The organism is Serratia sp. TSA_198.1 (genome assembly GCF_052686505.1).
Window position 1 is genome coordinate 663031 of record NZ_JBQZFP010000002.1, and the last position, 21533, is coordinate 684563.

Consider the following 21533-nt stretch of genomic DNA (forward strand, 5'->3'; position numbering starts at 1 on the left):
CTCTATAGTTTTACTTTACTTATTCTTGGGCTTTGAGATCTCCAAGCCTCGATAACTTCAGCATAGTTCGGTTCTTTTTCTGGATATATATTCCACCCACCGGGATTCATTGATTCATCTTGTGGTAGAATATCATATACAACAGGATCTTGACTATCAGGTCTTCGATCTTTTGGTGGAGGGATTACCGATGTTCTCATAGGTAATTTGACTGCTTCCCCCAACACAATACATTCTCCTGTTTTAAGAATTGGGAGCATGCTTGTTAATCCATCAAGATTATCAGACATTGCTGAAGTTATATGATTGCGATCCGAAGAGTTGTTAAGGCGAAGAGCAAAAAAAGTCCCACATTGTGAAAGAATTGTTGGGTCAATTTCTGAAGGGCGCTGAGTTACAACCATCGTACCTATCCCATATTTCCTACCTTCTTTGACAATCCTTTTTACCATTCGTGATGCCATGCTATCATTTTGACTATTTAGATAATTATGAGCTTCCTCCATAACTATCAATAAAGGACGGTGCCTACCTCCTTGAGATAGATTTCTTGCCCAAAAAAGTGCTTCATATAATATCCTCAAAACAGCACCAATGATGGTTTTTAATATATCAGAAGGTACGCCAGATAAATCTAGGATTGTTACTGGTTTATCACCAATCCATCCCTTTAGTAGCTCATCCAAATCTTTCTCTATGTCTCCATCTATTGATGGAGTCCACTCACCCGGTTTAAAGATAAAATCATACCGAGGTACTCTGAGTTTTGAACCTAATGCTTGTAGCTGCTTACCTAATGTTAGCGGAGTTGGTAAGTAATTTATCTTAGTCGCACCAGCTTCGTTTGATACATTCTTAAATATAGGTGGAACTCCAGATAATGCGTTACCCTTTAACTCTGTACCATCAGCCAAAGTTTCATAAGCTAAAGTTTCCAAGGGTTGCTTCCCTTGAGTTTTAATGTATGTTCCAAATGTTTCAGTATATAACTGATGCCATAGGCTATGTAAATTAAAAGGTATCGGTGAGTCTGCACTTAAAGTATCTTGATTCGAACCATTTCTTGAATATATTTTAATTGATTCGCTTTTAACTTTTTGTATTTTCTCAAGTAATATATTCCTCTCTTTTTCTGAATCGATTCCTCCAAAGCAAACCTCTGAAAGTTCATCGAAGTTTAGCGCCCAATAAGGAATATAGAGTTCTTTCTCATCTACGATTGAATCTGCATTGACTTTATATATGTTAGCCCTATCTTTTAAACATCGTCCATATTCACCATGAAGGTCAAGCATAATTATTCTTGCAGATGGGTATTTATTACTATCAGACAATGCTGAAATTAAACTAGCAACTGTAGTTGATTTCCCTGAGCCAGTAGTTCCGACTACTGCAGAATGTCTGGTGATAAGTTTGTTAATATCGATTAGAGCTGGTATTGAATCTGCATTTGAAATATGTCCAACCTTTACGAAATATCCTTCATTAGGCTGACCATAAATTTGTTTAAGTTCTTTTTCTGATACGAGATGAACGTTATCTCCTATAGTTGGATATTGTGATAATCCCCTTTGGAATGAACCATTTCTTTGGGCTTCACCAATAAGTTGTATTCGAAGCCATCTATTATCTACTTGCGTATTCTCATCAATATACAATGGAGATGCGCTTGCTCCAATTTGACTAATTATTCCAAATAAATTATTAAACCCGATTGGTATTCTTACAAAACTTCCAATTTGCCCAGCTCTATATCCTTGGCCATCAATATAAATAAAACCACTTAATGAGTCTTTTGATAATGATACGCTTACATTTGTTCCATTTACGTCTTGAACTTTACCTAAATAAGATTCTTTATCAGACATGACGTCAATCCTTTATAGAACCAATAATTCTTTGTAAAAATGTAGTAAAATCTTTAAAATCACCAAAACTAACATTTGAGTTGCAAAGAATATGATCCTCTGAGTTGATTTTTTTTATAAAGTTAAATATTTCTTTTTCATCATCATTATTTTCATTGTAAAACCACTTTCCATAATTTGTGCCTATAATTGCTGCGTCATTAGTCCATATATTTAAATTGTGCTGATTTTTAGCTAATCTATAGGCTTCCGGATATTTTTCATCTCCATCAATATGAAAATCACCAAACATTAATCCTAAAACCATAGCAGTAGGATTTGATTTTAGTGCGCTTACAATGACATCATTCAAATGACCATCGTTAAAGGAATACCCTGATAAGACAAGGAATGATGATTTTTTTCTGATGAACCTATTCAGTTGATCCAAAAGAGCCAAATATGGCATTTTTCTGCTTTCTTCATATTTAAGGTGCGAAGGATAAATTAAATGTGATGATTCTTTATGGCTCGGGTGAGTTCTGTATACTCTTTTTTGATCACCTGTTTTTTTTTGGCACCAATTTATTGAACCATGAATTTTCCAAAGCCTTGACCAATGTTTTGGTATTAAATTGTCTTCGAGTGCTCTTAAGTCAAAAAATGGGTTTTTGGCACCAACGAAACCATCAAAATATGGTATTTCCATTTCCTCAAGAGATTGTTCCATCAGAAGGTCATAGTTTGTTGTGAAAATTTCCACAGCAATCTTTCTATCGATAGAACGTATCCATTTAGCCAGTTTATGATATGGGGTTTCTGCACCGGGAAGATTTACATCTATTTTTACTGCTATCTTTTCACATATTAATTTCTCTAGGCCTACAAGATCTTCTTCAGTTAATCCTCGAACCTCGCCCCCTTTAGAAACAGACACAAGCCCTCGGAGAAAACTGAGGATATCTTCTATGTTATTTTTATTTTTTTCAGCCTTCACTAATTCAATTATGAGTTTTGAATACGGTTCATTGTCGTTGAGTTCGTGATGGATATATTTCGTGAGGTTAACAACATCTGGGATTAATGGCCATTCTCCTTTAGGCATATCGACAGATAGCGGGCATCCGGCAGAAAGAAAGAAACCTATAGCTTCATTATCCTGTGATAGTGATTGCCTCAAGTATTTTATATGACGTATTGGATCGTGTGTAGTATTCATAAAAACACCTTAAAAAGTATGGTTATGGCACTATACTATAAAAAATTCAATGTAACATTCTCTTTCAAATCTTGAAATTAGACGTTGTTATTTTAATTTTTTTTGTAAATTAAATCAGTTGGTTACTATCAGCCGGTTTTGGCTGTTTGTAAACCCAAGTGTTCTGAACATCCCATTTTGGTTAGCATCCGGTTAATCAGCCTGCCTCTGAAGTATCATGCGGCGCTGGTCACGATGAAGATATAGGCTGCACGAGCGTTGTTGCTTTCTGGGCTACGCACCGTTGTAGTTCTCGGCTCCAGGCACACCATTTTTGCGAACTGTCGTGTTTCGTGAGCACAGTAGGTTGAACTATTATGCGACAGTCATTCCATGGGCTCCGGTGTGTAAGTATCCCGGCAAAACAGACCATTCACTTTTAGAGATCATCCTGCCTCCTGGAGGAAAATATCAGTTCCTCGCTCATAGCTGACACATGGGCCCCCGGCAGCAAAAAGCCCCGACCGTTAGTCACTAACGGTAGAGCTTTAATCAGGCATGCGCTATTCAGAGGGTTATCTGGCGGTTAGTGCGTGTGCGCGTCTTTGCATATCGGTAAGTGTGGGGATGAGCAAACTTATCGCGGTTAGCCCATGTCCCAATTGGCACAGGCTTTCTGGCGTAGATTCGCACACGTCATTATCGGCAAAGGTAATCAATGCATCGCCAATGAAGTTCAGGCAATGGCAAAGCCCTGCTCGTGTTTCGGCGCAATACTCCGCTACCTGCGAGCGTTCGCTCTCGTCGATGTTTGAAAAATCCAAATGAGCCAGCGCGGCGTTCATGGCGGAATAAAGGCTCGCGCAATCCGGCAGTGATTGATAAGACGAGCGCGTGTTACTATCGGTGTCAGCCATAGCATTAGTCCTCATAATGTTGTGGTCAGAAGCCCGGTTAGTGTTCCTAGCACTGCCGGGCTTTGCTCTTTAGTGTTGCAAAACACACTGTAATTGCGGTGTAATTACAACCATCCCATGTTAAGGATTTTGTAATTACAATGTCAATCGAAAAATCAAAAACAGACCAGTATCAAATTCGGCTGTCCCACGAGTTCCGTGCGCAATTAGAAGAACAAGCCCACGTGGATGGCGACAAGACATTGGCGACATGGATAAAACGTGTTCTGCGTAAAGAGCTCCAAACCCGAGGTATCGAACCGAAAGGTTAGAAGGGCAGTCTATGTAGCCCCAACGGTAATCCTCAAAGCCAACCGCAAGAGCTAGTGTAAGTATCCCGGCAAAACAACCATTCACTTTTAGAGATCATCCAGCCTCCTTCGGGAGGCAAATATCAGTTCCTCGCTCAATATTTACGGTATCAACGCGTTTCGACCATATGTCGATAAAAAGCGATTTTTTAAACATGATGGCGTGACATGTTCATAACATCGACATATTATGGCTATATGTCGATAAAATCGGTTTTTTTAACCATATGAATTGGGATCCAGAAACCCCTAACAACGCGTTGCCGATACTGCCGCCCGATCTGGAGCGCGTTGAAACGCGCCTCATACTCAAAGCATGCATAAGTGCGCGCGCAGCAATCGCAGTGTTGAAAACAGCCGGGGAGTTGATTCCCGATCAGGCTTTGCTGATAAACCTCCTCCCGATGCTGGAAGCGAAAGATTCTTCGCGGATTGAGAATATCGTAACGACCAGCGATCAGCTGTTTCAGTATGCTGACCGTGCAGATGGTGCAGATCCGGCCACCAAAGAGGCGCTGCGCTATCGTACCGCGCTTTATGACGGCTATATCCACCTTGAGGATTACCCACTCTGCACAAACACAGCGGTCACTATCTGCACCAAATTACGCGCAGTGCAAACCGATATCAGGAAAACGCCGGGTACGGTATTACGTGATCAGAATAATAACGTGATATACACACCGCCGGTGGGTGAGGAGGCCATTCGTAACTTACTGGCGAACTGGGAACGGTTTATACACGGTGATGATGATTTAGATCCGCTGGTGAAAATGGCTATTGCGCACTATCAGTTTGAGTGCATCCACCCGTTTCCTGACGGGAACGGGCGAACGGGCCGTATCCTGAATATCCTGTACCTGATTCAGACGGGATTGCTTTCTCTGCCTATCCTGTATTTGTCCCGTTTCATCCTGGAAAGGCGTGATGATTACTACCTGTTACTGCGCAAGGTAACAGAAGAAGGGGATTGGGAATCGTGGATTTTGTTTATGTTAGAGGCAGTGGAGAACACGTCCCGCTGGACGATCGATAAGATATCGGTTGTCCGGAAATTGATGGAAGAAACTACAGCCTATGTGCGCGAGAAGCTGCCGAAAATCTACACCCATGAACTTATCCAGGCGATTTTTGCGCAGCCGTATTGCCGGATCGATAACCTTGTTGAACGGGGTGTGGCCAAACGCCAAACGGCATCAGCATATCTCAAACAGTTAGTGGATATTGGAGTGCTGGAAGAGACGACAGTGGGTCGTGAAAAACTGTATATCAACACCAGGCTGCTGCGTGAATTGAGTCAGTAATGTGGATGCTATGTCGTGAATTCGCGGAACGATATACTTACCTTCGACCCTCTACTTATCCAAATACGGCGCCAATATCTGCTGCGACCACGCCATGAAACTGCGTACGCGGCGCGATAAGTTTTGCCGGTGCGCGACGACGAATGAAACGGTCAACGGCTCGGGGCGCAAATCCGGCAGTATCTCTACGAGCTCGCCTTTCTCAATATATTCGATCAGGCTTGAGCGTCCCGCCTGGATCAGCCCCAAACCGGCCAGACCTGCGGCATGGTAGGTCTGCACGCTATTGACGCTGATGGAGCCTGCCAGCATCAGCGTGGCGTAACCGTCGCCCTTTGGGTATTCCCATCCAAACGGCCGGCTCCCCAAGATTGGCGCGTAATGAATCATGCGGTGTTCCTGCACCGATAAATCCTCAAGCGTCTGGGGCACGCCGTGGTTTTTCAGGTAAGCGGGGCTTGCCACGTTGACCATGCTTAAAGCGCCCATCTTCTGCGCGACGAGCGTTTCATCGACAATCTCTCCGATGCGCAGCGCGCAATCTATGCCCTCCTGAATCAGGTCCACACGCCGGTCGGTACTGGATATCTCTAACTGAATTTCAGGGTATGTGGCCATAAACGAAGGGAGTGCGGGCACGATCGGGGTACGGGCCAGTTCCGTGGGCAGATCGATGCGCAGCCGCCCGCGCAGCGGCGTTTTGCTGCCTGCGAATAGGTTATTTAATTCTTCGGCATCCGCCAGCAACGCGCGTGCACGGTTGTAAAAAGCGCGCCCATCTTCGGTCAACTGCACGGTGCGCGTCGAACGGTGCAGCAGCCGCACGCCCATGGCCGCTTCGATGCGGCGCACCACGTTCGATGCTCGGCCTTTTTGAATGCCGAGGCTTTCCGCTGCATGGGTGAAGCTCGCCATTTCCGCGATACGTACAAAAATGGCCAGAGACTCGAGATCTTGCATTGTGTCGTTTCATGATAACTATGGGTTTCGATTGGCATACTTTATGACAAAAATAGAATGACGCATAGTCACCTCTCCGGGAGCCAGAAGGGCTGGCCGCACTCGACGCGGCCGGCAAGCCGGCGCCGGAATATCCCGGCTGGATGCTCGAGCATACCGCCCCAACGCGCATGCAGCCGCGCGCATCAAGCCGAACTGAATCTAACCCCTGTTCAACCCTGAACTTTCAAGCGCAGTACTCACTTAACCAGAAGGTAAATCATGAGCATATCTAGGGAAGCCTTTATCGATTACGACGCCGTGATGCAGGCACCTATTCATCGCGTGTTCGCCGAGCAAGATACGCAGAAGCGCCGTGCGGCGATCCGAGAGATCTATGCCGAAAACGTCCAGGTTTACGAACCCGGCGTCGAAGCGAGCGGGTATGAAGGCATCGAACAGGTCGTCAACGAGGTTTTATCGCAGGCGCCTCCGGGCTTTGCTTTCGGCACCTTCGGGCCGGCGGTCGGGCATCACGGTGTCGGCCGCATGCGCTGGCATTTCGGGCCGCAAGAAGGGCCACCGGCGATAACCGGGCTTGATGTTGTCGAGATCGTCGACGGCAAGATCACCCGACTTTACGTATTTATCGATCCCATGCCGGCCTAAGGTCCACATCAATAGGCGAGGCGGCATCTGGCCATGGTGATATTTTCGCCATGGCCCTCTAAAACCCATTTAACGGCGCAAACACGGGTCCATTTCCGATTCTAAATCGGTATCTCGGTTTTTGTTTTGTTGTGGTTTTCTATGCTGGCTTTGTTTTTTTAGTTGGTTGTTGATGCTGGGTTTTATGATGAGGCTGGTTTTTTTACACAAAATCTAAAGGGTGCAACGATTGCAGTTGATGTTAATTTTAATAGAAATTATTATCATTTTCATCTTGATTTCAAGAAAATAGAATAAATTATTCTAAGAGTGAACCCAAATCCCGAGGATTTTCATTTTATGGGCGTTCGAAATTTAATCACCTTTATGATGTTCACTGTTTTTTTAACAGTGTCCGGCATCGCTAATGCAGCCACCACGACCTTTACCGATGTTATGGGGCGACAGGTTACGGTCGATACGCCTGTAAAGCGGGCTATTTTAGGCTTTAACTTTGAAGATTACATGGCTGTGGGCGGGGAAGCCGCATTCGATCACGTCATCGGTATTTCACGTGAAGCATGGCGGGGAAAAGTACCCGCCAATTGGAATATGTATGTTAAGCAGATGCCGTCCCTTGGCCGTATCGCCGATATTGGTGAAGTCGATCTCCATAATATCTCGCTTGAAAATATCATCTCGTTAAAACCTGACGTGGTCATTTTGGCGCAGTGGCAGTATGTCGCTTTAAAATATGAAGTGTCTCGCCTTGAAGCGTTGAAAATACCGGTGGTTGTGATCGACTACAATGCTCAAACGGTAGAAAAGCATGTCAGCTCTACCAAAATATTTGGAATACTGACAGGGCAAGAAAAACGGGCCCAGGAACTCGCAGACCTTTACGCCAATAACATTGCTGATGTGCAACGCAGAGTAAATAGTTCAGGCCTGAAAAAACCCAAGGTTTATATTGAGTTTGGTAATAAGGGGCCTGGCGAATATTCATTTACCTATGGCGAGAACATGTGGGGCGCGATGCTGAAACTCGCCGGCGCGAACAATATAGCTGAATCACTTTTTGAGTGGTGGGGCGTCATTAATCCAGAGCAGTTGCTCGTTGCGATGCCAGATACGATTTTTATCTCGGGAAGAGAAAACAACAAGGTCTCGTCGGCACTGTCCATGGGGGTTGGCGTTGATAAAAACATTGCCACTCAGCAGCTTATCGGTTTTTCTGCGCGTAATGGCTGGGCCTCGCTGCCGGCGATCAAAAACAAGCAGCTCTTCGGCGTATACCAAGGCGCATCCAGAACGCTTTCCGATTTCGCCATGATTCAGTTCATTGCCAAATCACTTTACCCAGAGCAGTTTAAAGATGTGGATCCGGTAAAAAACTACCTGGATTACTATGCGAAGTATCTGCCGGTGAAACCCGAAGGGACATTCGCTATTTCTGCATGGAAGTGAATTTTAATCCGCTTTAAATAGCGGATTTCACTATTGGCCCCCGTTAAACGCGTGCATTCAAGCGGTGGGGGCTTTATTGCCGACGAGCGGCATTTTGAATGGCATGCGAGGGGGAATTTGTCAGCGTCTTAAGAGAAGGCTGCCGAGCACTTTCTAAAAGGTTGCCGTTGTCCGATAAGCGGCTATCATCTCTTCTCTAAGCCCTTGCCGCCTCTGAAAGGATTGTCTGCCGCTATGCCCGTGAATTTTGATCTCAACGATCTTTATGCCTTCCGAGCGCTGGTTGAATACGGTAATTTTCGGCTTGCCGCGGAGTCCATCTGCCTTTCGCAGTCCGCATTGAGCCGCAGAATAGAGAAGCTGGAATCCGCGTTGGGTATTAAATTGTTCGACAGAACCACCCGGCGCGTCACCCTGACGCTGTATGGGCAGACCTTTGCCGAGCGTTCAGACCTGCTACTGGCGAATGTCGAATTGGTGTTGGCGGACATCAATAAGGTCAGTCAGGATCGCGTGGGGCTGGTCACCGTCGCTACTGTGCCCTCGGCGGCCTACTATTTCATGCCCGACGTGATCCGCCGTTTCCAGGCTCGCTACCCACGGGTACGCGTCAAGCTTATCGATAGCAGTGCGGGTAACGTCATCGAAGCGGTGGCCAGCGGCCAGGCGGATTTCGGCATCTGTTTCGCGACAAACCTGCAACCCAATATCGAATTTTTGCCGTTGGTGGGGGATGTCTACGTGGCTGCCTGCAGGCGCGATCATCCCATCGCCAGTAAAAAAAGCCTGACCTGGCGCGAGTTTTATCAGCAGGATTATGTGGGGCTGGATAAGACGTCCGGTAACCGAAATTTGCTTGATCAGATGCTGGAGCACATCATTCCTGAGCGCCCCAGCATCTGCGAAACCCGCCATGTGACGACCATGTTGGGTATGGTTGAAGCGGGTGTCGGCATTGCCGCCGTGCCCGCCATGTCGATGCCGGCGTCAGAGCATTCGGTGCTGACGCACCTGCCGCTGACCGACCCGGTGGTGAAGCGCACGGTTGGCCTGATCCGGCGCAGCGGGCGCATGCAGTCCTACGTTGCCGCCGAGCTGGAAAAGTTGATCACTGAACAGTATCAGGCTGTTTAACCGGCTGTTCAGCTTTCACGGTTCTCATCCCGGTGGCGCGAATGGTGTTTTGCGCCTCGGCGGAAGACAGGAAATCCAGCAGCGCTTTGCCTTCCTGGCGGTGTTCCGCTTTGGCGGTGACCGCGCCGGCAAAGCGGGTAATGTACTGCACATCCTCAGGCAGTTCGCCGATAAAGGTGACGCCCGGCACCGGCAGCAGTTCACTCACTTGCTGGAAACCTACCGCATATTTCCCTTTCGCTACCTCGGATGCCACCGGAATGCGCTCAATCATGTGCGCCTTCTCTTTAACCTGGTCTTCGATACCCAGTTTTTTGAACAGCTCGTTGCTGACATAGCGGCCGCTGGCACTGTCCGAATAGGCAATGGATTTGGCCTGCAGCAGGGTAGTGCGCAGATCGCTATCCTTTTGGATAGTGGGTTTAGAGTCGCCTTGTTTGACCACCATGCCAATCGGCGAGTCGGCCAGTTCCACGCGTGAACCTGGCTGGATCCAGTTATCCTTTTCCAGATTTTTCAGCGCGTCACCCACCATGATCACCACATCGGCCTTTTCTCCGCGAGCCAGGCGCGCGGGGATCGCCTGAGGCGTTTTACCCATAGAAGGGCCGGACACCAAAATGATGTGGTCGCCGCTCTTGGCTTCAAATTGCGGGGCCAGTTTTTCCAGTGCGGCTTTAAACCCGCCCGAGATCATGACGGTCACGTCTTTGGCCAGCACGCCCGTGCTGACAGAAGAAAGCACCAGTGTGGCGAGCAGTGAACGATAAATTTTTTGCATGACGTAATCCCTGATTTAACGTGCGGTTTGGAGTGTTAACGCGCTGCGGCGGTACAGATAAAGCGTCGCCAGTAATGCGCATACGGCAGCAAAACTCATCCAGTAGCCGGGTGAGGCCTTATCGCCGGTGTACTCAATCAGTGCGGTAGAAATTACCGGCGTAAACCCGCCAAAGACGGCAGTCGCCAGGCTGTAGGCCAGCGAGAAACCGGCAACCCGGACCTCCGTCGGCATGATCTCGGTTAAGGCCGGGATCATGGCGCCGTTGTAGAGGCCGTAGAGGAAGGACAGCCACAGCAAGACCGTCAGCATCATCGAAAAGCTGGGGGCTTCGGCAAGCAGGCTAAGTGCCGGATAGGCAGTGATCAGCGCCAGCAGTGCCATGGTCACCAAAACTGGCTTGCGGCCAAAACGGTCCGACAGGGCGCCGCCGACCGGCAGCCAAAGGAAGTTGGAGATCGCGACCAGCAGGGTCACCAGCAGGCTGTCGGAGGCACTGAGCATCAGCACTTTTTTACCGAAGGTCGGCGCATAGACGGTGATCAGATAAAACGCGGTGGTGGTCATGGCGACCATCAGCATGCCGGCGATAACCACCTGCCAGTTCGCCAGGAGGGTTTTGAACACGTCGCGCATCGCCAGGTGGTTGCGGCGGGCGGCGAACTCCTGGGTCTCTTCCAGTTTGCGGCGCAGGAAAAAGATGAAAGGCACAATCAGGCAGCCGAACAGGAACGGCAGACGCCAGCCCCACTCACGAATGGCGCTTTCTTCCATGAAGGCATTCAGTGCGAAGCCCATCGCCGCGGCCACCATAATGGCCACTTGCTGGCTGCCGGACTGCCAGCTGGTGTAAAAGCCTTTACGGCCTGGCGTGGCGATCTCAGCCAGGTAAACCGATACGCCGCCCAGCTCTGCACCCGCAGAGAAGCCTTGCAATAAACGGCCGGCCAGCACCAGCAACGGCGCCCAGAGCCCGATCGTCTGATAGGACGGGATGAGGACAATCAGGAAGGTCCCGGCGGCCATGATCGACAGGGTAACGATCAGCCCCTTGCGTCTGCCGACTTTATCGATGTATGCGCCCAGCACTATTGCGCCGATAGGGCGCATCAGAAAGCCCGCCCCAAAGACCGCGAAGGTCATCATCAGCGAGGCGAACTCACTGCTGGCCGGAAAGAAGGTATGGGCGATGTAGGTGGCATAAAATCCGAACAGGAAAAAATCGAACTGTTCCAGAAAGTTGCCAGAGGTCACGCGCAGTATCGCGCCGGTCCTTGCCCGAGTTGTCATGGGTACGTTAGGTGAATGCATCTTTATCTCCAGTTTGTCATTGACGCTTTTAACCGCATCTGTTTCTGCAGACTGGACCATGAAAATAAAGTAAATAAGCGCAATAAACGCATGTGCTGATGCGTTTGGCGCATGAATAAATGTTAACAATTGGCTGCGATAAGCTGTAACGGGCCATTAACAAGATTGCCCCGTGTTGCCCGGTCCGTTACAGGCTAAAAACTTCATGCGCGTTTTGTGACAGGCTTCATACAAGGCTAAGGGGCAGAAAAATGCTGAGCGGGGGAAAAAGGGAGGGCGTTCGGGTTCTCCGCAGAATTCCCCCTGAAATGGGCTTCTTCCCTCCGCAAAGATCAGACATTCGCTTCTGATCTGACAACCACAACGAATCTGCCGCAAACCCTTAATCGGCCCCAACCAAACTCGCGCTGATCACACCCTGATGAAAAGGCTAGCGCAGCCGTGAAGGAGGCAGGCCAAAGCGCTGGGTGAATCGTTCAGCAAAACGCGAAACCGATTTGTAGCCGCAGGCATCGGCCACCTGCGCCATGTTCCAGCGGGTAGTCTGTATCAGCATCAGGCCGTGGTGCATGCGTATATCCACGAGCAGCTTCTCAAAGCTGCCCCCTTCCTCTCGTAAGCGTCTGCGCAGGGTGGATTCGCTCATTGCCAACGCTTCGCCGGCAGATCGCGCGGTCCAGTCGGTTTCTGGCGAAGCACGCAGCAGATTGCTTAAGCGCGGTAAAACGCCCTGTCGCCGGGGCAGAGCAAAATGAATGTTTTGTTCTGCCAGTGCCAGCAGCAAGTCGAACATCCTCAAACGTATTCTTGCATCACTGAGATTCGGCTGCGCCAGGCTTTTCAGCAGCGTGTGTAACGACTCTCGCAGCGCGCTGTTAAGCGCCATCGCGGTAAATTTCGGCTTCTTTCTGTCACCTGAGAGAGATAAATGGCTTTGCGAGAACTGATAAAAAGATTCCAGCACATCGGCGCTGAAAGTCAGATACAGCGAGCGGAAGGGGGAGCCGTTATCCGGAGGAAACTTGGTATAATCAGCAATGACGCCCTGATCTATAAACCCCACGGCGGCAGTCTCAGCCAGGGTATGACTTTCTCCTGAGGTCAGAAATTCAATTCTCCCCGCCAGTACGATTAGCACCGTCGGTTCGAAGAAGCAAAATGAGGGGGTGCTTTGTCTCACCCTGAGCTGCGGATAAGCCACCGAAACCAGATTATCGCGGCTGAGACTGCTGCCGCAATAGTCTGACCAGGAAAGAGATTCATTGCTTATGGCGTCCGGTTCATCCGGGACAACTAATCGACTTTCGCTGGTCATGATTTACCTGTTGATGGCTCGTGGTGAGTTAAACGCTGACGTCCGGATTCAGGGTATAGATCCCGGTCAGCGTGGCCGTTGCCAGTACATTGCTGTTTTCCAGCGCACGACGAACGTTAGCGCCAGTCAACTCCCCCTCGACGTTTAATGCCGGCATCGGAATCGCATATAACGTGAATATGTAATGATGAACCAATTCATCATTCCACGGCGGGCAGGGGCCATCATAGCCATAATATGTTCCGGCCATTGACTCATCACCGGCAAACCACGCGGTGTAATCATTGATACCATGAGTCAGACCGCCCGGTGCGGAAGGCCCCGGCTTGCCTCTGGCAGAAATGCCGCTGGACTGAGCGCCTTCGATGATTTCGCCTTGATCCGCCGGAATGTTCAACAGCGACCAGTGATAGAAATCTGTACGCGGCAGAGACGCCGGAACGGTTTTCCCCGGCTGATTAACATCTTCTGCACTGCTTGGAACATCAGGATCGTGGCAAAGAAGCACCAGCGCCTGTGTGCCTGCCGGCACATCTTCCCAGGCAAGGTGTGGGTTGAGGTTATCAGATAAACGAATGCGGTTTTCTGGATCATAAACGGCAAAGCTGTTCTTGCCTGGGATGGCCTCACCGTCTTTAAAACTGTGGCTGTATAATTTCATGTTATTGCCTTATCAATGGCTGAAAACACGATTATACGACCATTACACATCCTGAGACTTACTCATCCGGTCAAATTACTTACTTAAACTGTCATTCTGACTGGATGTGTTGGGTTGGTATGAGGGTTCTGCCTTGTTAGTTGCAATTCGGATATGGTGACTTCCCACCCAAAAGGGACATCAATCTGGCTGGCCAAAGACACCCCATTCCATCGAGCGGGGGCATACCCCTGTCGGCTTGCCGGATAGCGTGTCAGCCTCTTCAGGGGAAGTTCTGGGGGCGAGTTATATTTTGGGGCAGCCAGTGACCTGCGGGTAATTGCGACATACTAGATTGAGTCTGTTTTTTGGCTCGAAACCTTTATCCAGCATGCATCGCTGAACATTAGCGGCTTTGCGCAGCGTAGGCACGTAAGGCGTCGAGCCCAAAGGTTGCGGATAACCGCATTGATACATCACCGCCAGCGCTTGTTTGTCGTTTTCAATTTCATGTGAAAAATGCAGTGAAGCTCCTACTTTACGCCAGGTAATCAAGGAAAACTTGCTCACGCCGGAATCCGGGTTAATCGGATGAAACCCTCTGTCTGCGACAAAAGGCAGCGCTTCTAGCTGACTCTGACTCAAGGGATGCCCCTGTTCTTGCTCGAGGCAGGCTGATGTATCATGGTAAACACGAACGCTGCAAATTTTGAATCCATCTTTACGGGTAAACCCCATTTTCTCCATGCATTGGTAATACAGAACGGACTCATTATCCGTTTTTGGGATATCGGAGCCGGGGAGTTGCACGCCGCATTTAGCCATCGCGACGCGCACGCCATCGATATCCGTATCAGGACGCTGCCACTGTGTTAGATCCGGTGCTGGGGGACATCCTGTCAGCAGGAATACCGACGTCATCAGCAGAGGTAAAGTTATCAGAGTCGATTTTCGGAACATTAAAATCCCTTATTTATTATTTCAGGTAGCATCCCATACTGCCCGTATTGCCCCTCTGCGACAACGTTGTCTGCGTTTTGATTATCACTGAAATAAAAATTTCACCCAGCCTGGATTGACTAAGTCTCCACGTTCGATTCTAAAACATCCGATCCGCTTAACTCGCAGCTCATATCAGACCTGACGACCCTTCAGTCTGGTCTGGAAGCGGACGTCACTGACGCGTTGTGTTAAACAATGAAGAACAGCTCAGTCCGCTTGGTGGCTTGGAATGGTTAGCGATTGATCAGAGCGCTAATTCCCGGACTGAGCTTCCTTCAGGTCGTCTACTATTTGGCGACGTTATTTGGCCAAGAGTTCTTTGCGGACAATTTCTGCGCCCGCGCTTAACGCATCCAGCTTGCCTCTTGCTACTCCGCGAGGTAAAGGGATCATGCCGCAGTTGGTGCAAGGATAGAGCTTGTCGGCGTCTACAAACTGAAGCGCTTTTCGAAGCGTAGCGGCGACTTCCTCTGGCGTCTCAATGGTATTGCTTGCCACGTCAATGGCCCCAACCATCACCTTTTTACCTCGAATGAGTTCCATCAGCTCCATGGGAACATGGGAGTTCTGACATTCCAGTGAGATGATATCGATATTGGATTTTTGCAGTTTTGGAAAAATCTCTTCATATTGCCGCCATTCTGTTCCCAGCGTCTTTTTCCAATCGGTATTGGCTTTGATGCCATAACCGTAGCAAATGTGTACAGCCGTTTCACACTTAAGCCCTTCAATGGCTCTTTCTAACGTGGCAATGCCCCAATCGTTCACTTCATCAAAGAAGACATTAAAGGCGGGCTCATCAAATTGGATGATATCGACACCGGCAGCTTCTAATTCTTTGGCTTCTTCATTGAGAATTTTAGCGAATTCCCAGGCCAGCTTTTCGCGGCTTTTATAGTGGTTATCGTACAGCGTATCTATCATGGTCATGGGACCTGGCAGGGCCCATTTAATGGGTTGGTCGGTTTGCTGGCGTAAAAACTTGGCATCTTCGACAAAAACAGATTTTTGGCGACTCACAGGCCCAACGACTGTCGGGACACTCGCCTCATAGCGATTACGGATTTTAACGATCTCGCGTTTCTCAAAATCAACGCCGTTGAGGTGCTCAATAAAGGTAGTGACAAAATGTTGGCGCGTTTGCTCGCCGTCACTGACAATATCGATACCGGCCTGCTGCTGATCTTCCAGGCACAAACGCAGGGCATCTTGTTTGCCGTCGATTAATTCCTGGTCTTGCAATTTCCAGGGTGACCAAAGTGTCTCAGGTTGTGCCAGCCAAGAGGGCTTAGGTAAACTGCCGGCCGTTGAAGTCGGTAATAACTTTTTCATAATAGATGACCCTGTGTTTTGGTTAATCAAGCAGCGTAGTTAGCGGACCATTGCTCAAGAACAGTTTGGTATGGTTTAATAAAATTCTCTTCAGTAAACTTTCCCTGCTCAATAGCCAACTGACTACGCTCTTCTCGATCATAAACGATCCGAGTTAACGAGTAATCCTGTTGATTCAAGCTTGGCTGATAGTATTGCCCTGCTGCAGAATTAGCATTGTAAATCTCAGGTCGGTAAATTTTTTGGAAAGTCTCCATCGTGCTGATGGTACTGATAAGTTCAAGATCAGTGTAATCGCTGAGCAAGTCGCCACTAAAATAAAAAGCCAAAGGCGCAACACTATGTTTAGGCATAAAATAGCGAGCCTGCAACCCCATTTTATTGAAATATGCATCGGTCAATGAAGGTTCATCTTGCTGATATTCCACGCCCAATACAGGGTGCTCATTACCCGTCCGATAATAGGTGTTTTTACTTGAAACACTCAGGCATATAACAGGCGTTTTATTAAAGTTATCTCTGTACGCCTCTGAACTGATGAAATATTTAAATATATTGCCGTGTAAATCACCAAAATTAGCCGGAATGCTGAATTGAGGTTGATTCTTATTGTGCGCTGACAGCAATACGCTAAAGTCATAATCCCGCACGTAAGAAGAAAAGTTATTCCCTACAATACCGTCAATACGTTCATTGGTTTTTTTATCAATAATATTGGTTTTTAATATTTCAATCACTGGGAAGCTGTCGCCATTGTTTTCAATATTCATCTCGACAGAAATGATTTCAAGTTCGACAGAATAACGATCGCCTTTGGGGTTGTCCCAATGCGCCAGCGTATTGAAACGATTGTCAATCATCACTAACGTGTTGCGCAAGTTCTCCTGGCGGTTCTTTCCTCTGGCCAAATTGGCAAAGTTAGTCGTGATACGCGTATTTTCGGAAGGGTTATAGTTTTCATCGAAAACACTGCTCTTAAGCGTAAATGTAAAATCTTTATTCATCGTGTTCTGCATCCTGAGTTCTGACATGAAAACTGAATTTATTTCTTGATTTCCCAGAAATCACTGATTTTCTCATTCATCAGTCTTCATGTTGTCAATACGTTAACAATGCATCTTTTATGCCAGAGCCATGGGATGAGTGAAAGCGACTTAATTTCATTACAACATGAGCCATCTTCATGATGTGGCGGGCCATCATGTCCGGCATCGTCTGAAACCCTGGCACACAAGATTTACAGCGGGGATCCTGGGGGCAGAAGCGGCGGACTGAACAGATTTATGGCAGGGCTAAAAGAGGTGGGAGGCCGCCTTCAATGTATGAGCATTTGCTTATGCATGGATGACGACGCTTCACTTTCCATTCGGGCATGTGCTGTTTAACATCAGCACTGGGTTATCTTTTCCTCGGCGAGAGGTTAACACTGATAAAATGCCGTCATGTGCGGCGATTGCCGCCGGCACACTGATGATGGGCTAATCGAATCAGGAGAACGCAAGATGTCTGACTATCCCACAATTGCTCTTATTGGTCCGGGTGCTATAGGTACCACCATCGCTGCTGTCCTGCATGACGTTGGCCGAACGCCAGTCCTGTGTGGGCGTACCGCACATCCGCAGTTGATTCTGCGGCACGATGGCGACGAAGTTGTGGTGCCGGGGCCGGTATTGGTCAATCCGGCGGCTATCAGCCATCCGTTCGACCTGGTGTTTGTCGCGGTGAAAACCACCCAGGTCGCTGACTGCGCCGACTGGCTGGCCGCGTTGTGCGATGAAAACACCCTGGTATGTGCCCTGCAAAATGGCGTCGAGCAGGAAACCCAGTTGCAACCCTACGTCAACGGCGCAAAGGTGCTGCCTTCGGTCGTGTGGTTCCCGGCCCAGCGCGAGCTGGATGCCTCCGTCTGGCTGCGTGCCAAACCGCGCCTTACGCTGCCGGATGTGCCGCAGGCAAAACGGGTCGCCGATGCGCTCAAAGGCACAGGCTGCGCGGTTGAGTTGTCATCCGATTTTCTCTCCATCGCCTGGCGCAAACTGCTGCAGAATGCGGCCGCGGGTCTGATGGTTCTCGCCAATCGTCGTGCCGGGATGTTCTCACGCGGGGATATCACTGAACTGGCTCTGGCGTATTTGCGCGAGTGTTTGGCGGTGGCGCGTGCGCAAGGTGCCGTACTGAGCGATAAGGTTCCGCAGGAGATCGTCGAGGGTTTTCATCATGCCCCTGCGGATTTAGGGACCTCCATTCTCGCCGACCGCCAGGCCAACCGCCCACTGGAGTGGGATATCCGCAACGGCGTGGTACAGCGTTATGGTCGCTTGCAGGGCATTCCGACGCCCATCAGCGACGTGCTGGTGCCGCTGCTGGCGGCAGGGAGTGAGGGACCGGGTTGACACCGTTAACTGCCGGGGTATTTGCAAGACAACGACAGCCTGAATCGCCGCAGGGTTGAGCGAGATATCCCGCCCAGTAACATGGCTAAATAGTGTCCGCATGCAAGATGCGGTGGGGTGCCTACTTTTCGCTCATCACTGACTGTACGGGTCATTTTTTGCCAAAAGTGTTTATAAAACAGGTGGCGCTCCAGAGGCAAAAATTGATAGAACCTTAGCCTTGTTTCACAATCGCGGCCGCGCGCCTTTATGTTTTAACAACGTGAATACGTTGCGGCAATCGGGGCAGGATTAGGGTTCTTGAGGGAGTAATAACGGGATGGCACTCGGATTTGTTACGAAGAATGCTCTGGCTGACTGGCAAAATGTCCCTCTGTATCTGCCGAACTTTCAGTTCCATGAGCGGCACAGCACTACCATAACCACGGCTTACCCCGAAAAAATCTTACCGGCAATTGCGGGTTATGATATTCAGCAGGATATCGTGATTAAAACGTTAATGGCGGTGCGGAAACTGCCGCAAAAATTACGACGCCATCAATCTGAAAGTGCCATTAATCAGTTTGGGCTACAGAGTTTCACTTTGTTAGAAAACTCGCCAACCGAACTTTGCTATGGTTTGAGAGGGCAATTCTGGCGAACCGATTTTGGCCTTGAGGATGTCCCCGATATCAGTGCCTATTGCGCCGCGCTGCGGCCAGGCAATGCAAAGCTGCTGCTGCGATATCAGGTACAACAACTCGCCACCGACGAATATGCACTCTGTACAGAAACCTTCATACATTGCCCTGACAGAGCGACACAGTTAAAAATGGCCGGATACTGGCTGGCAATCCGAGTGGGAAGCGGCTGGATTCGGAAAAGGACATTGAAGGCAGTAAAGCTTGAGCTCGAGAAAGCGCGCCAACAGCCTTACGGCGGATAATCATCCCTTTAGTTGAGGCTGGCTGCACAGTTGTAGCGGGGCGGAATGCCGGCATTATGCCGGCTCAACTAATGCCCAAAGAGGGTGCTGTTGAATAGTTGTTCAGTACCCAGTCGTTCGCAATCATGAGGCCAGAGCAAAAACACTCCAGCCTTATGTCCTTCTCATCACAGGTCGAGAGCCTGTTTCCTGGGCTGGCCCTGGGCTGCATTCGAAACATCTTCCCACGCTTCCCAAACGGCAAGGCGCTCAGCATAGGCGGCGCGAGCTACCGGTAGCCCTTCGCTACCAAGGAAGAAGCGCAACGGCGGCTGTGCCGAATCCACGACCTTGAACAGGGATGCCGAGGTCGCAGCAGGGGCACCGAATTTCATGTTTGCGCCGCCGGCGAACACCTGTGCTCGCGTCTCGGCATAGGCGTCGATGCCCGTGGCGAGCTTCAGCGAGGACTGGCTCGAAAAGTCTGTTGCGTACGGGCCAGGTTCCAGGAGTGTGACCTTGATGCCGAACTGCGCGACTTCCTTCGAAAGGCTTTCATGGAGCGCTTCGAACGCCCATTTGGACGCGTGATAGAAGCCGGTGATTGGGGCGGCATAGACCCCCGCGACGCTCGAGACGCCGATGATATGGCCACCCTGCTGCGCACGCAGAAGCGGAAGGGCGGCTTGGATAACGGTAAGAGGGCCAAAAACGTTGGTATCGAACTCGGCACGAACCTCGGCCTCGCTCGCTTCCTCGATCGCGCCGACGAGTGCATAGCCGGCATTGTTCAAGACGATATCCAGACGGCCGAAATGCGCGTGCGCCGTTGCAACGACGTCGGCAACTTGATCGCGGTTTGTCACGTCCAGTGCCAAAGGCAGGACGGCATCGCCGAACACATCGGCAAGAGGCGTGACGTCGGCCACCGATCGCGCCGTTGCGACAACTTTGTCACCTCGCTTAAGAGCGTCTTCTGCCCAGATGCGGCCAAAACCGCGTGAGGCACCCGTAATAAACCAGATTTTTTCAGACATATGGTCACCTTTTCTATGTGAAGAGAGGGTAGTAGTTGCGGCGTGATACCGCACTTTGTTTGAAATCAGGCGGCCGGGAGGCCGGGATCGACCCCCGTCATCGCCACCGAGACCTCCCACAGCCGCTTCGCGAGCGCTGGATCTTCAGCACGCGGCGCACGTTTTGCTTCGCCGGCGGCCCCACGGATTCCGCCAAATCCGGTGGGACCGTAATAGCCTCCGGGCTTCACCTTGCCGGTCGCGGCCAGAAGTGCCGGCCAAGCACCCTTGTCGGCGCTGTTGAGCAACAGGCCAACAATCGGGCCTGCGATCCGGGCAAGTCCCATGTGACGACCAAGGCTTGTAGCCGCGATGCCAGGGTGGACGCCGATGGCCGTAACAGGTGACTTCGCCGCGCGCAGCCGACGATCCAGTTCGAAGAAGAACAGCGCGCCGGCGAGTTTGCTGGCTCCGTAGCGATCATTCTTTTGATAGCTCTTGTCGGCGTTCAGATCGTCCCAATCGATCCTGGCCTTCAGGTGTGAAACGCTCGACGTCACGACCACGCGTGACCCCGGCGTCTCGGCGAGCTTGGGCAGCAGCAGGCTGGTCAGCGCGAAGACACCGAGATGATTGACGCCGAATTGCAATTCGAATCCCTGCTTCGTCCGCATCAGCGGGGGATTCATGACGCCTGCATTGTTGATCAGCCCGTCGAGGCGCGGTTCTTTCCCCGCGATTTCGACTGCCGCACGTACGGACTCAAGATCGCTGAGATCGAGCGGCAGCCATGCCAGGTCGCTGGCGGGTGCGATCTTTCGAATTCGTGCGATCGCATCTTCTCCCTTGGCCTGATCGCGGCAGCCAAGCAGGACCCGTGCGCGGCGGATGGCAAGAGCGCGAGCGATCTCGAAACCGACGCCTGCATTGGCACCCGTGACGATGAAGGTCTTGTCGGACTGGTCCGGAACATCAGCTTCGGTGAAACCCTTGCTAATCGACATTTGTTATCCTTTATTAATGAGCGAGTACATA

General features: G+C 49.8%; 20 protein-coding genes. 7 read left to right on the forward strand and 13 right to left on the reverse strand.

Annotated elements, in window-relative coordinates; translation table 11 throughout:
• Positions 1-2 precede the first annotated feature (2 nt).
• The 3 genes from ACUTSW_RS14450 to ACUTSW_RS14460 form a co-directional block, all read right to left on the reverse strand.
• A complete protein-coding gene (locus ACUTSW_RS14450; protein ID WP_445584720.1) occupies positions 3-1868 on the reverse strand; it encodes an ATP-binding protein in 1866 nt (621 codons plus the stop codon).
• 4 nt (positions 1869-1872) lie between these two features.
• A complete protein-coding gene (locus tag ACUTSW_RS14455) occupies positions 1873-3066 on the reverse strand; it encodes an SIR2 family protein (protein ID WP_445584721.1) in 1194 nt (397 codons plus the stop codon).
• Positions 3067-3620: 554 nt separating this feature from the next.
• Positions 3621-3962 carry a hypothetical protein gene (locus tag ACUTSW_RS14460; RefSeq protein WP_325986766.1) on the reverse strand — a complete coding sequence of 114 codons (342 nt, stop codon included), beginning with the start codon at positions 3960-3962 and terminating at the stop codon, positions 3621-3623.
• 140 nt (positions 3963-4102) lie between these two features.
• Here ACUTSW_RS14460 and ACUTSW_RS14465 point away from each other — a divergent pair, with 140 nt between their 5' ends.
• Positions 4103-4273: a hypothetical protein gene (locus ACUTSW_RS14465; protein WP_445584722.1), complete on the forward strand. Its 171-nt coding sequence runs from the start codon at positions 4103-4105 to the stop codon at positions 4271-4273.
• A 266-nt stretch (positions 4274-4539) separates the two neighbouring features.
• Complete coding sequence (fic, locus tag ACUTSW_RS14470) at positions 4540-5616, forward strand: protein adenylyltransferase Fic (protein ID WP_445584723.1); 1077 nt, start codon at positions 4540-4542, stop codon at positions 5614-5616.
• A 51-nt stretch (positions 5617-5667) separates the two neighbouring features.
• On the opposite strand, the gene ACUTSW_RS14475 is transcribed toward fic, so the two are convergent.
• Positions 5668-6576 (reverse strand): LysR family transcriptional regulator, encoded by a 909-nt coding sequence (locus ACUTSW_RS14475; RefSeq protein ID WP_445584724.1) that lies wholly within the window; start codon positions 6574-6576, stop codon positions 5668-5670.
• Between the two features lie 261 nt (positions 6577-6837).
• On the opposite strand from ACUTSW_RS14475, the gene ACUTSW_RS14480 reads away from it, so the two are divergent.
• The 3 genes from ACUTSW_RS14480 to ACUTSW_RS14490 all read left to right on the forward strand — a co-directional run bounded on the left by ACUTSW_RS14480 (position 6838) and on the right by ACUTSW_RS14490 (position 9804).
• The gene (locus tag ACUTSW_RS14480; RefSeq protein ID WP_445584725.1) at positions 6838-7224 is read left to right on the forward strand and encodes a nuclear transport factor 2 family protein; all 387 of its coding nucleotides are present in this window, start codon (positions 6838-6840) and stop codon (positions 7222-7224) included.
• A gap of 339 nt (positions 7225-7563) precedes the next feature.
• Positions 7564-8670 carry an ABC transporter substrate-binding protein gene (locus ACUTSW_RS14485; protein ID WP_445584726.1) on the forward strand — a complete coding sequence of 369 codons (1107 nt, stop codon included), beginning with the start codon at positions 7564-7566 and terminating at the stop codon, positions 8668-8670.
• 234 nt (positions 8671-8904) lie between these two features.
• A complete protein-coding gene (locus ACUTSW_RS14490) occupies positions 8905-9804 on the forward strand; it encodes a LysR family transcriptional regulator (RefSeq protein WP_197930582.1) in 900 nt (299 codons plus the stop codon).
• Here the strand turns inward: ACUTSW_RS14490 and ACUTSW_RS14495 are convergent.
• From ACUTSW_RS14495 to ACUTSW_RS14525, 7 genes are all read right to left on the reverse strand, one after another.
• The gene (locus ACUTSW_RS14495; RefSeq protein ID WP_445584727.1) at positions 9779-10585 is read right to left on the reverse strand and encodes a substrate-binding domain-containing protein; all 807 of its coding nucleotides are present in this window, start codon (positions 10583-10585) and stop codon (positions 9779-9781) included. The two genes, ACUTSW_RS14490 and ACUTSW_RS14495, sit on opposite strands and share 26 nt — an antisense overlap.
• 15 nt (positions 10586-10600) lie before the next feature.
• Positions 10601-11896, reverse strand: a complete 1296-nt coding sequence (locus ACUTSW_RS14500; RefSeq protein ID WP_445584728.1) for an MFS transporter — start codon at positions 11894-11896, stop codon at positions 10601-10603.
• 430 nt (positions 11897-12326) lie between these two features.
• Positions 12327-13211, reverse strand: a complete 885-nt coding sequence (locus ACUTSW_RS14505; protein ID WP_445584729.1) for a helix-turn-helix transcriptional regulator — start codon at positions 13209-13211, stop codon at positions 12327-12329.
• Positions 13212-13239: 28 nt separating this feature from the next.
• Entirely contained in the window at positions 13240-13872 is a 633-nt protein-coding gene (locus ACUTSW_RS14510) for a YbhB/YbcL family Raf kinase inhibitor-like protein (RefSeq protein WP_445584730.1), read from the reverse strand.
• Positions 13873-14157: 285 nt separating this feature from the next.
• The gene (locus ACUTSW_RS14515; RefSeq protein ID WP_445584731.1) at positions 14158-14811 is read right to left on the reverse strand and encodes a hypothetical protein; all 654 of its coding nucleotides are present in this window, start codon (positions 14809-14811) and stop codon (positions 14158-14160) included.
• A 342-nt stretch (positions 14812-15153) separates the two neighbouring features.
• A complete protein-coding gene (locus ACUTSW_RS14520) occupies positions 15154-16185 on the reverse strand; it encodes a methionine synthase (RefSeq protein WP_004946619.1) in 1032 nt (343 codons plus the stop codon).
• Positions 16186-16211: 26 nt separating this feature from the next.
• Positions 16212-17189 (reverse strand): DUF1852 domain-containing protein, encoded by a 978-nt coding sequence (locus tag ACUTSW_RS14525; protein ID WP_445584732.1) that lies wholly within the window; start codon positions 17187-17189, stop codon positions 16212-16214.
• Between the two features lie 498 nt (positions 17190-17687).
• On the opposite strand from ACUTSW_RS14525, the gene ACUTSW_RS14530 reads away from it, so the two are divergent.
• Both ACUTSW_RS14530 and ACUTSW_RS14535 read left to right on the forward strand, forming a co-directional pair.
• Positions 17688-18578, forward strand: a complete 891-nt coding sequence (locus ACUTSW_RS14530) for an oxidoreductase (RefSeq protein WP_445584733.1) — start codon at positions 17688-17690, stop codon at positions 18576-18578.
• A 319-nt stretch (positions 18579-18897) separates the two neighbouring features.
• Complete coding sequence (locus tag ACUTSW_RS14535; protein ID WP_445584734.1) at positions 18898-19503, forward strand: hypothetical protein; 606 nt, start codon at positions 18898-18900, stop codon at positions 19501-19503.
• A gap of 167 nt (positions 19504-19670) precedes the next feature.
• On the opposite strand, the gene ACUTSW_RS14540 is transcribed toward ACUTSW_RS14535, so the two are convergent.
• Both ACUTSW_RS14540 and ACUTSW_RS14545 read right to left on the reverse strand, forming a co-directional pair.
• The gene (locus tag ACUTSW_RS14540) at positions 19671-20519 is read right to left on the reverse strand and encodes an SDR family NAD(P)-dependent oxidoreductase (protein WP_445584735.1); all 849 of its coding nucleotides are present in this window, start codon (positions 20517-20519) and stop codon (positions 19671-19673) included.
• Between the two features lie 65 nt (positions 20520-20584).
• Complete coding sequence (locus ACUTSW_RS14545) at positions 20585-21502, reverse strand: oxidoreductase (protein ID WP_445584736.1); 918 nt, start codon at positions 21500-21502, stop codon at positions 20585-20587.
• Between the last annotated feature and the right edge of the window lie 31 nt (positions 21503-21533).

What these genes read in the sequence shown, in the direction of transcription:
- ACUTSW_RS14500 (WP_445584728.1), bottom strand. Translation starts at nt 11,896, where the DNA reads ATGCATTCACCTAACGTACCCATGACAACTCGGGCAAGGACCGGCGCG.
- ACUTSW_RS14490 (WP_197930582.1), top strand. Translation starts at nt 8,905, where the DNA reads ATGCCCGTGAATTTTGATCTCAACGATCTTTATGCCTTCCGAGCGCTG.
- ACUTSW_RS14530 (WP_445584733.1), top strand. Translation starts at nt 17,688, where the DNA reads ATGTCTGACTATCCCACAATTGCTCTTATTGGTCCGGGTGCTATAGGT.
- ACUTSW_RS14450 (WP_445584720.1), bottom strand. Translation starts at nt 1,868, where the DNA reads ATGTCTGATAAAGAATCTTATTTAGGTAAAGTTCAAGACGTAAATGGA.
- ACUTSW_RS14540 (WP_445584735.1), bottom strand. Translation starts at nt 20,519, where the DNA reads ATGTCTGAAAAAATCTGGTTTATTACGGGTGCCTCACGCGGTTTTGGC.
- fic (WP_445584723.1), top strand. Translation starts at nt 4,540, where the DNA reads ATGAATTGGGATCCAGAAACCCCTAACAACGCGTTGCCGATACTGCCG.
- ACUTSW_RS14525 (WP_445584732.1), bottom strand. Translation starts at nt 17,189, where the DNA reads ATGAATAAAGATTTTACATTTACGCTTAAGAGCAGTGTTTTCGATGAA.
- ACUTSW_RS14465 (WP_445584722.1), top strand. Translation starts at nt 4,103, where the DNA reads ATGTCAATCGAAAAATCAAAAACAGACCAGTATCAAATTCGGCTGTCC.
- ACUTSW_RS14510 (WP_445584730.1), bottom strand. Translation starts at nt 13,872, where the DNA reads ATGAAATTATACAGCCACAGTTTTAAAGACGGTGAGGCCATCCCAGGC.
- ACUTSW_RS14455 (WP_445584721.1), bottom strand. Translation starts at nt 3,066, where the DNA reads ATGAATACTACACACGATCCAATACGTCATATAAAATACTTGAGGCAA.
- ACUTSW_RS14480 (WP_445584725.1), top strand. Translation starts at nt 6,838, where the DNA reads ATGAGCATATCTAGGGAAGCCTTTATCGATTACGACGCCGTGATGCAG.
- ACUTSW_RS14505 (WP_445584729.1), bottom strand. Translation starts at nt 13,211, where the DNA reads ATGACCAGCGAAAGTCGATTAGTTGTCCCGGATGAACCGGACGCCATA.
- ACUTSW_RS14460 (WP_325986766.1), bottom strand. Translation starts at nt 3,962, where the DNA reads ATGGCTGACACCGATAGTAACACGCGCTCGTCTTATCAATCACTGCCG.
- ACUTSW_RS14495 (WP_445584727.1), bottom strand. Translation starts at nt 10,585, where the DNA reads ATGCAAAAAATTTATCGTTCACTGCTCGCCACACTGGTGCTTTCTTCT.
- ACUTSW_RS14515 (WP_445584731.1), bottom strand. Translation starts at nt 14,811, where the DNA reads ATGTTCCGAAAATCGACTCTGATAACTTTACCTCTGCTGATGACGTCG.
- ACUTSW_RS14535 (WP_445584734.1), top strand. Translation starts at nt 18,898, where the DNA reads ATGGCACTCGGATTTGTTACGAAGAATGCTCTGGCTGACTGGCAAAAT.
- ACUTSW_RS14475 (WP_445584724.1), bottom strand. Translation starts at nt 6,576, where the DNA reads ATGCAAGATCTCGAGTCTCTGGCCATTTTTGTACGTATCGCGGAAATG.
- ACUTSW_RS14545 (WP_445584736.1), bottom strand. Translation starts at nt 21,502, where the DNA reads ATGTCGATTAGCAAGGGTTTCACCGAAGCTGATGTTCCGGACCAGTCC.
- ACUTSW_RS14520 (WP_004946619.1), bottom strand. Translation starts at nt 16,185, where the DNA reads ATGAAAAAGTTATTACCGACTTCAACGGCCGGCAGTTTACCTAAGCCC.
- ACUTSW_RS14485 (WP_445584726.1), top strand. Translation starts at nt 7,564, where the DNA reads ATGGGCGTTCGAAATTTAATCACCTTTATGATGTTCACTGTTTTTTTA.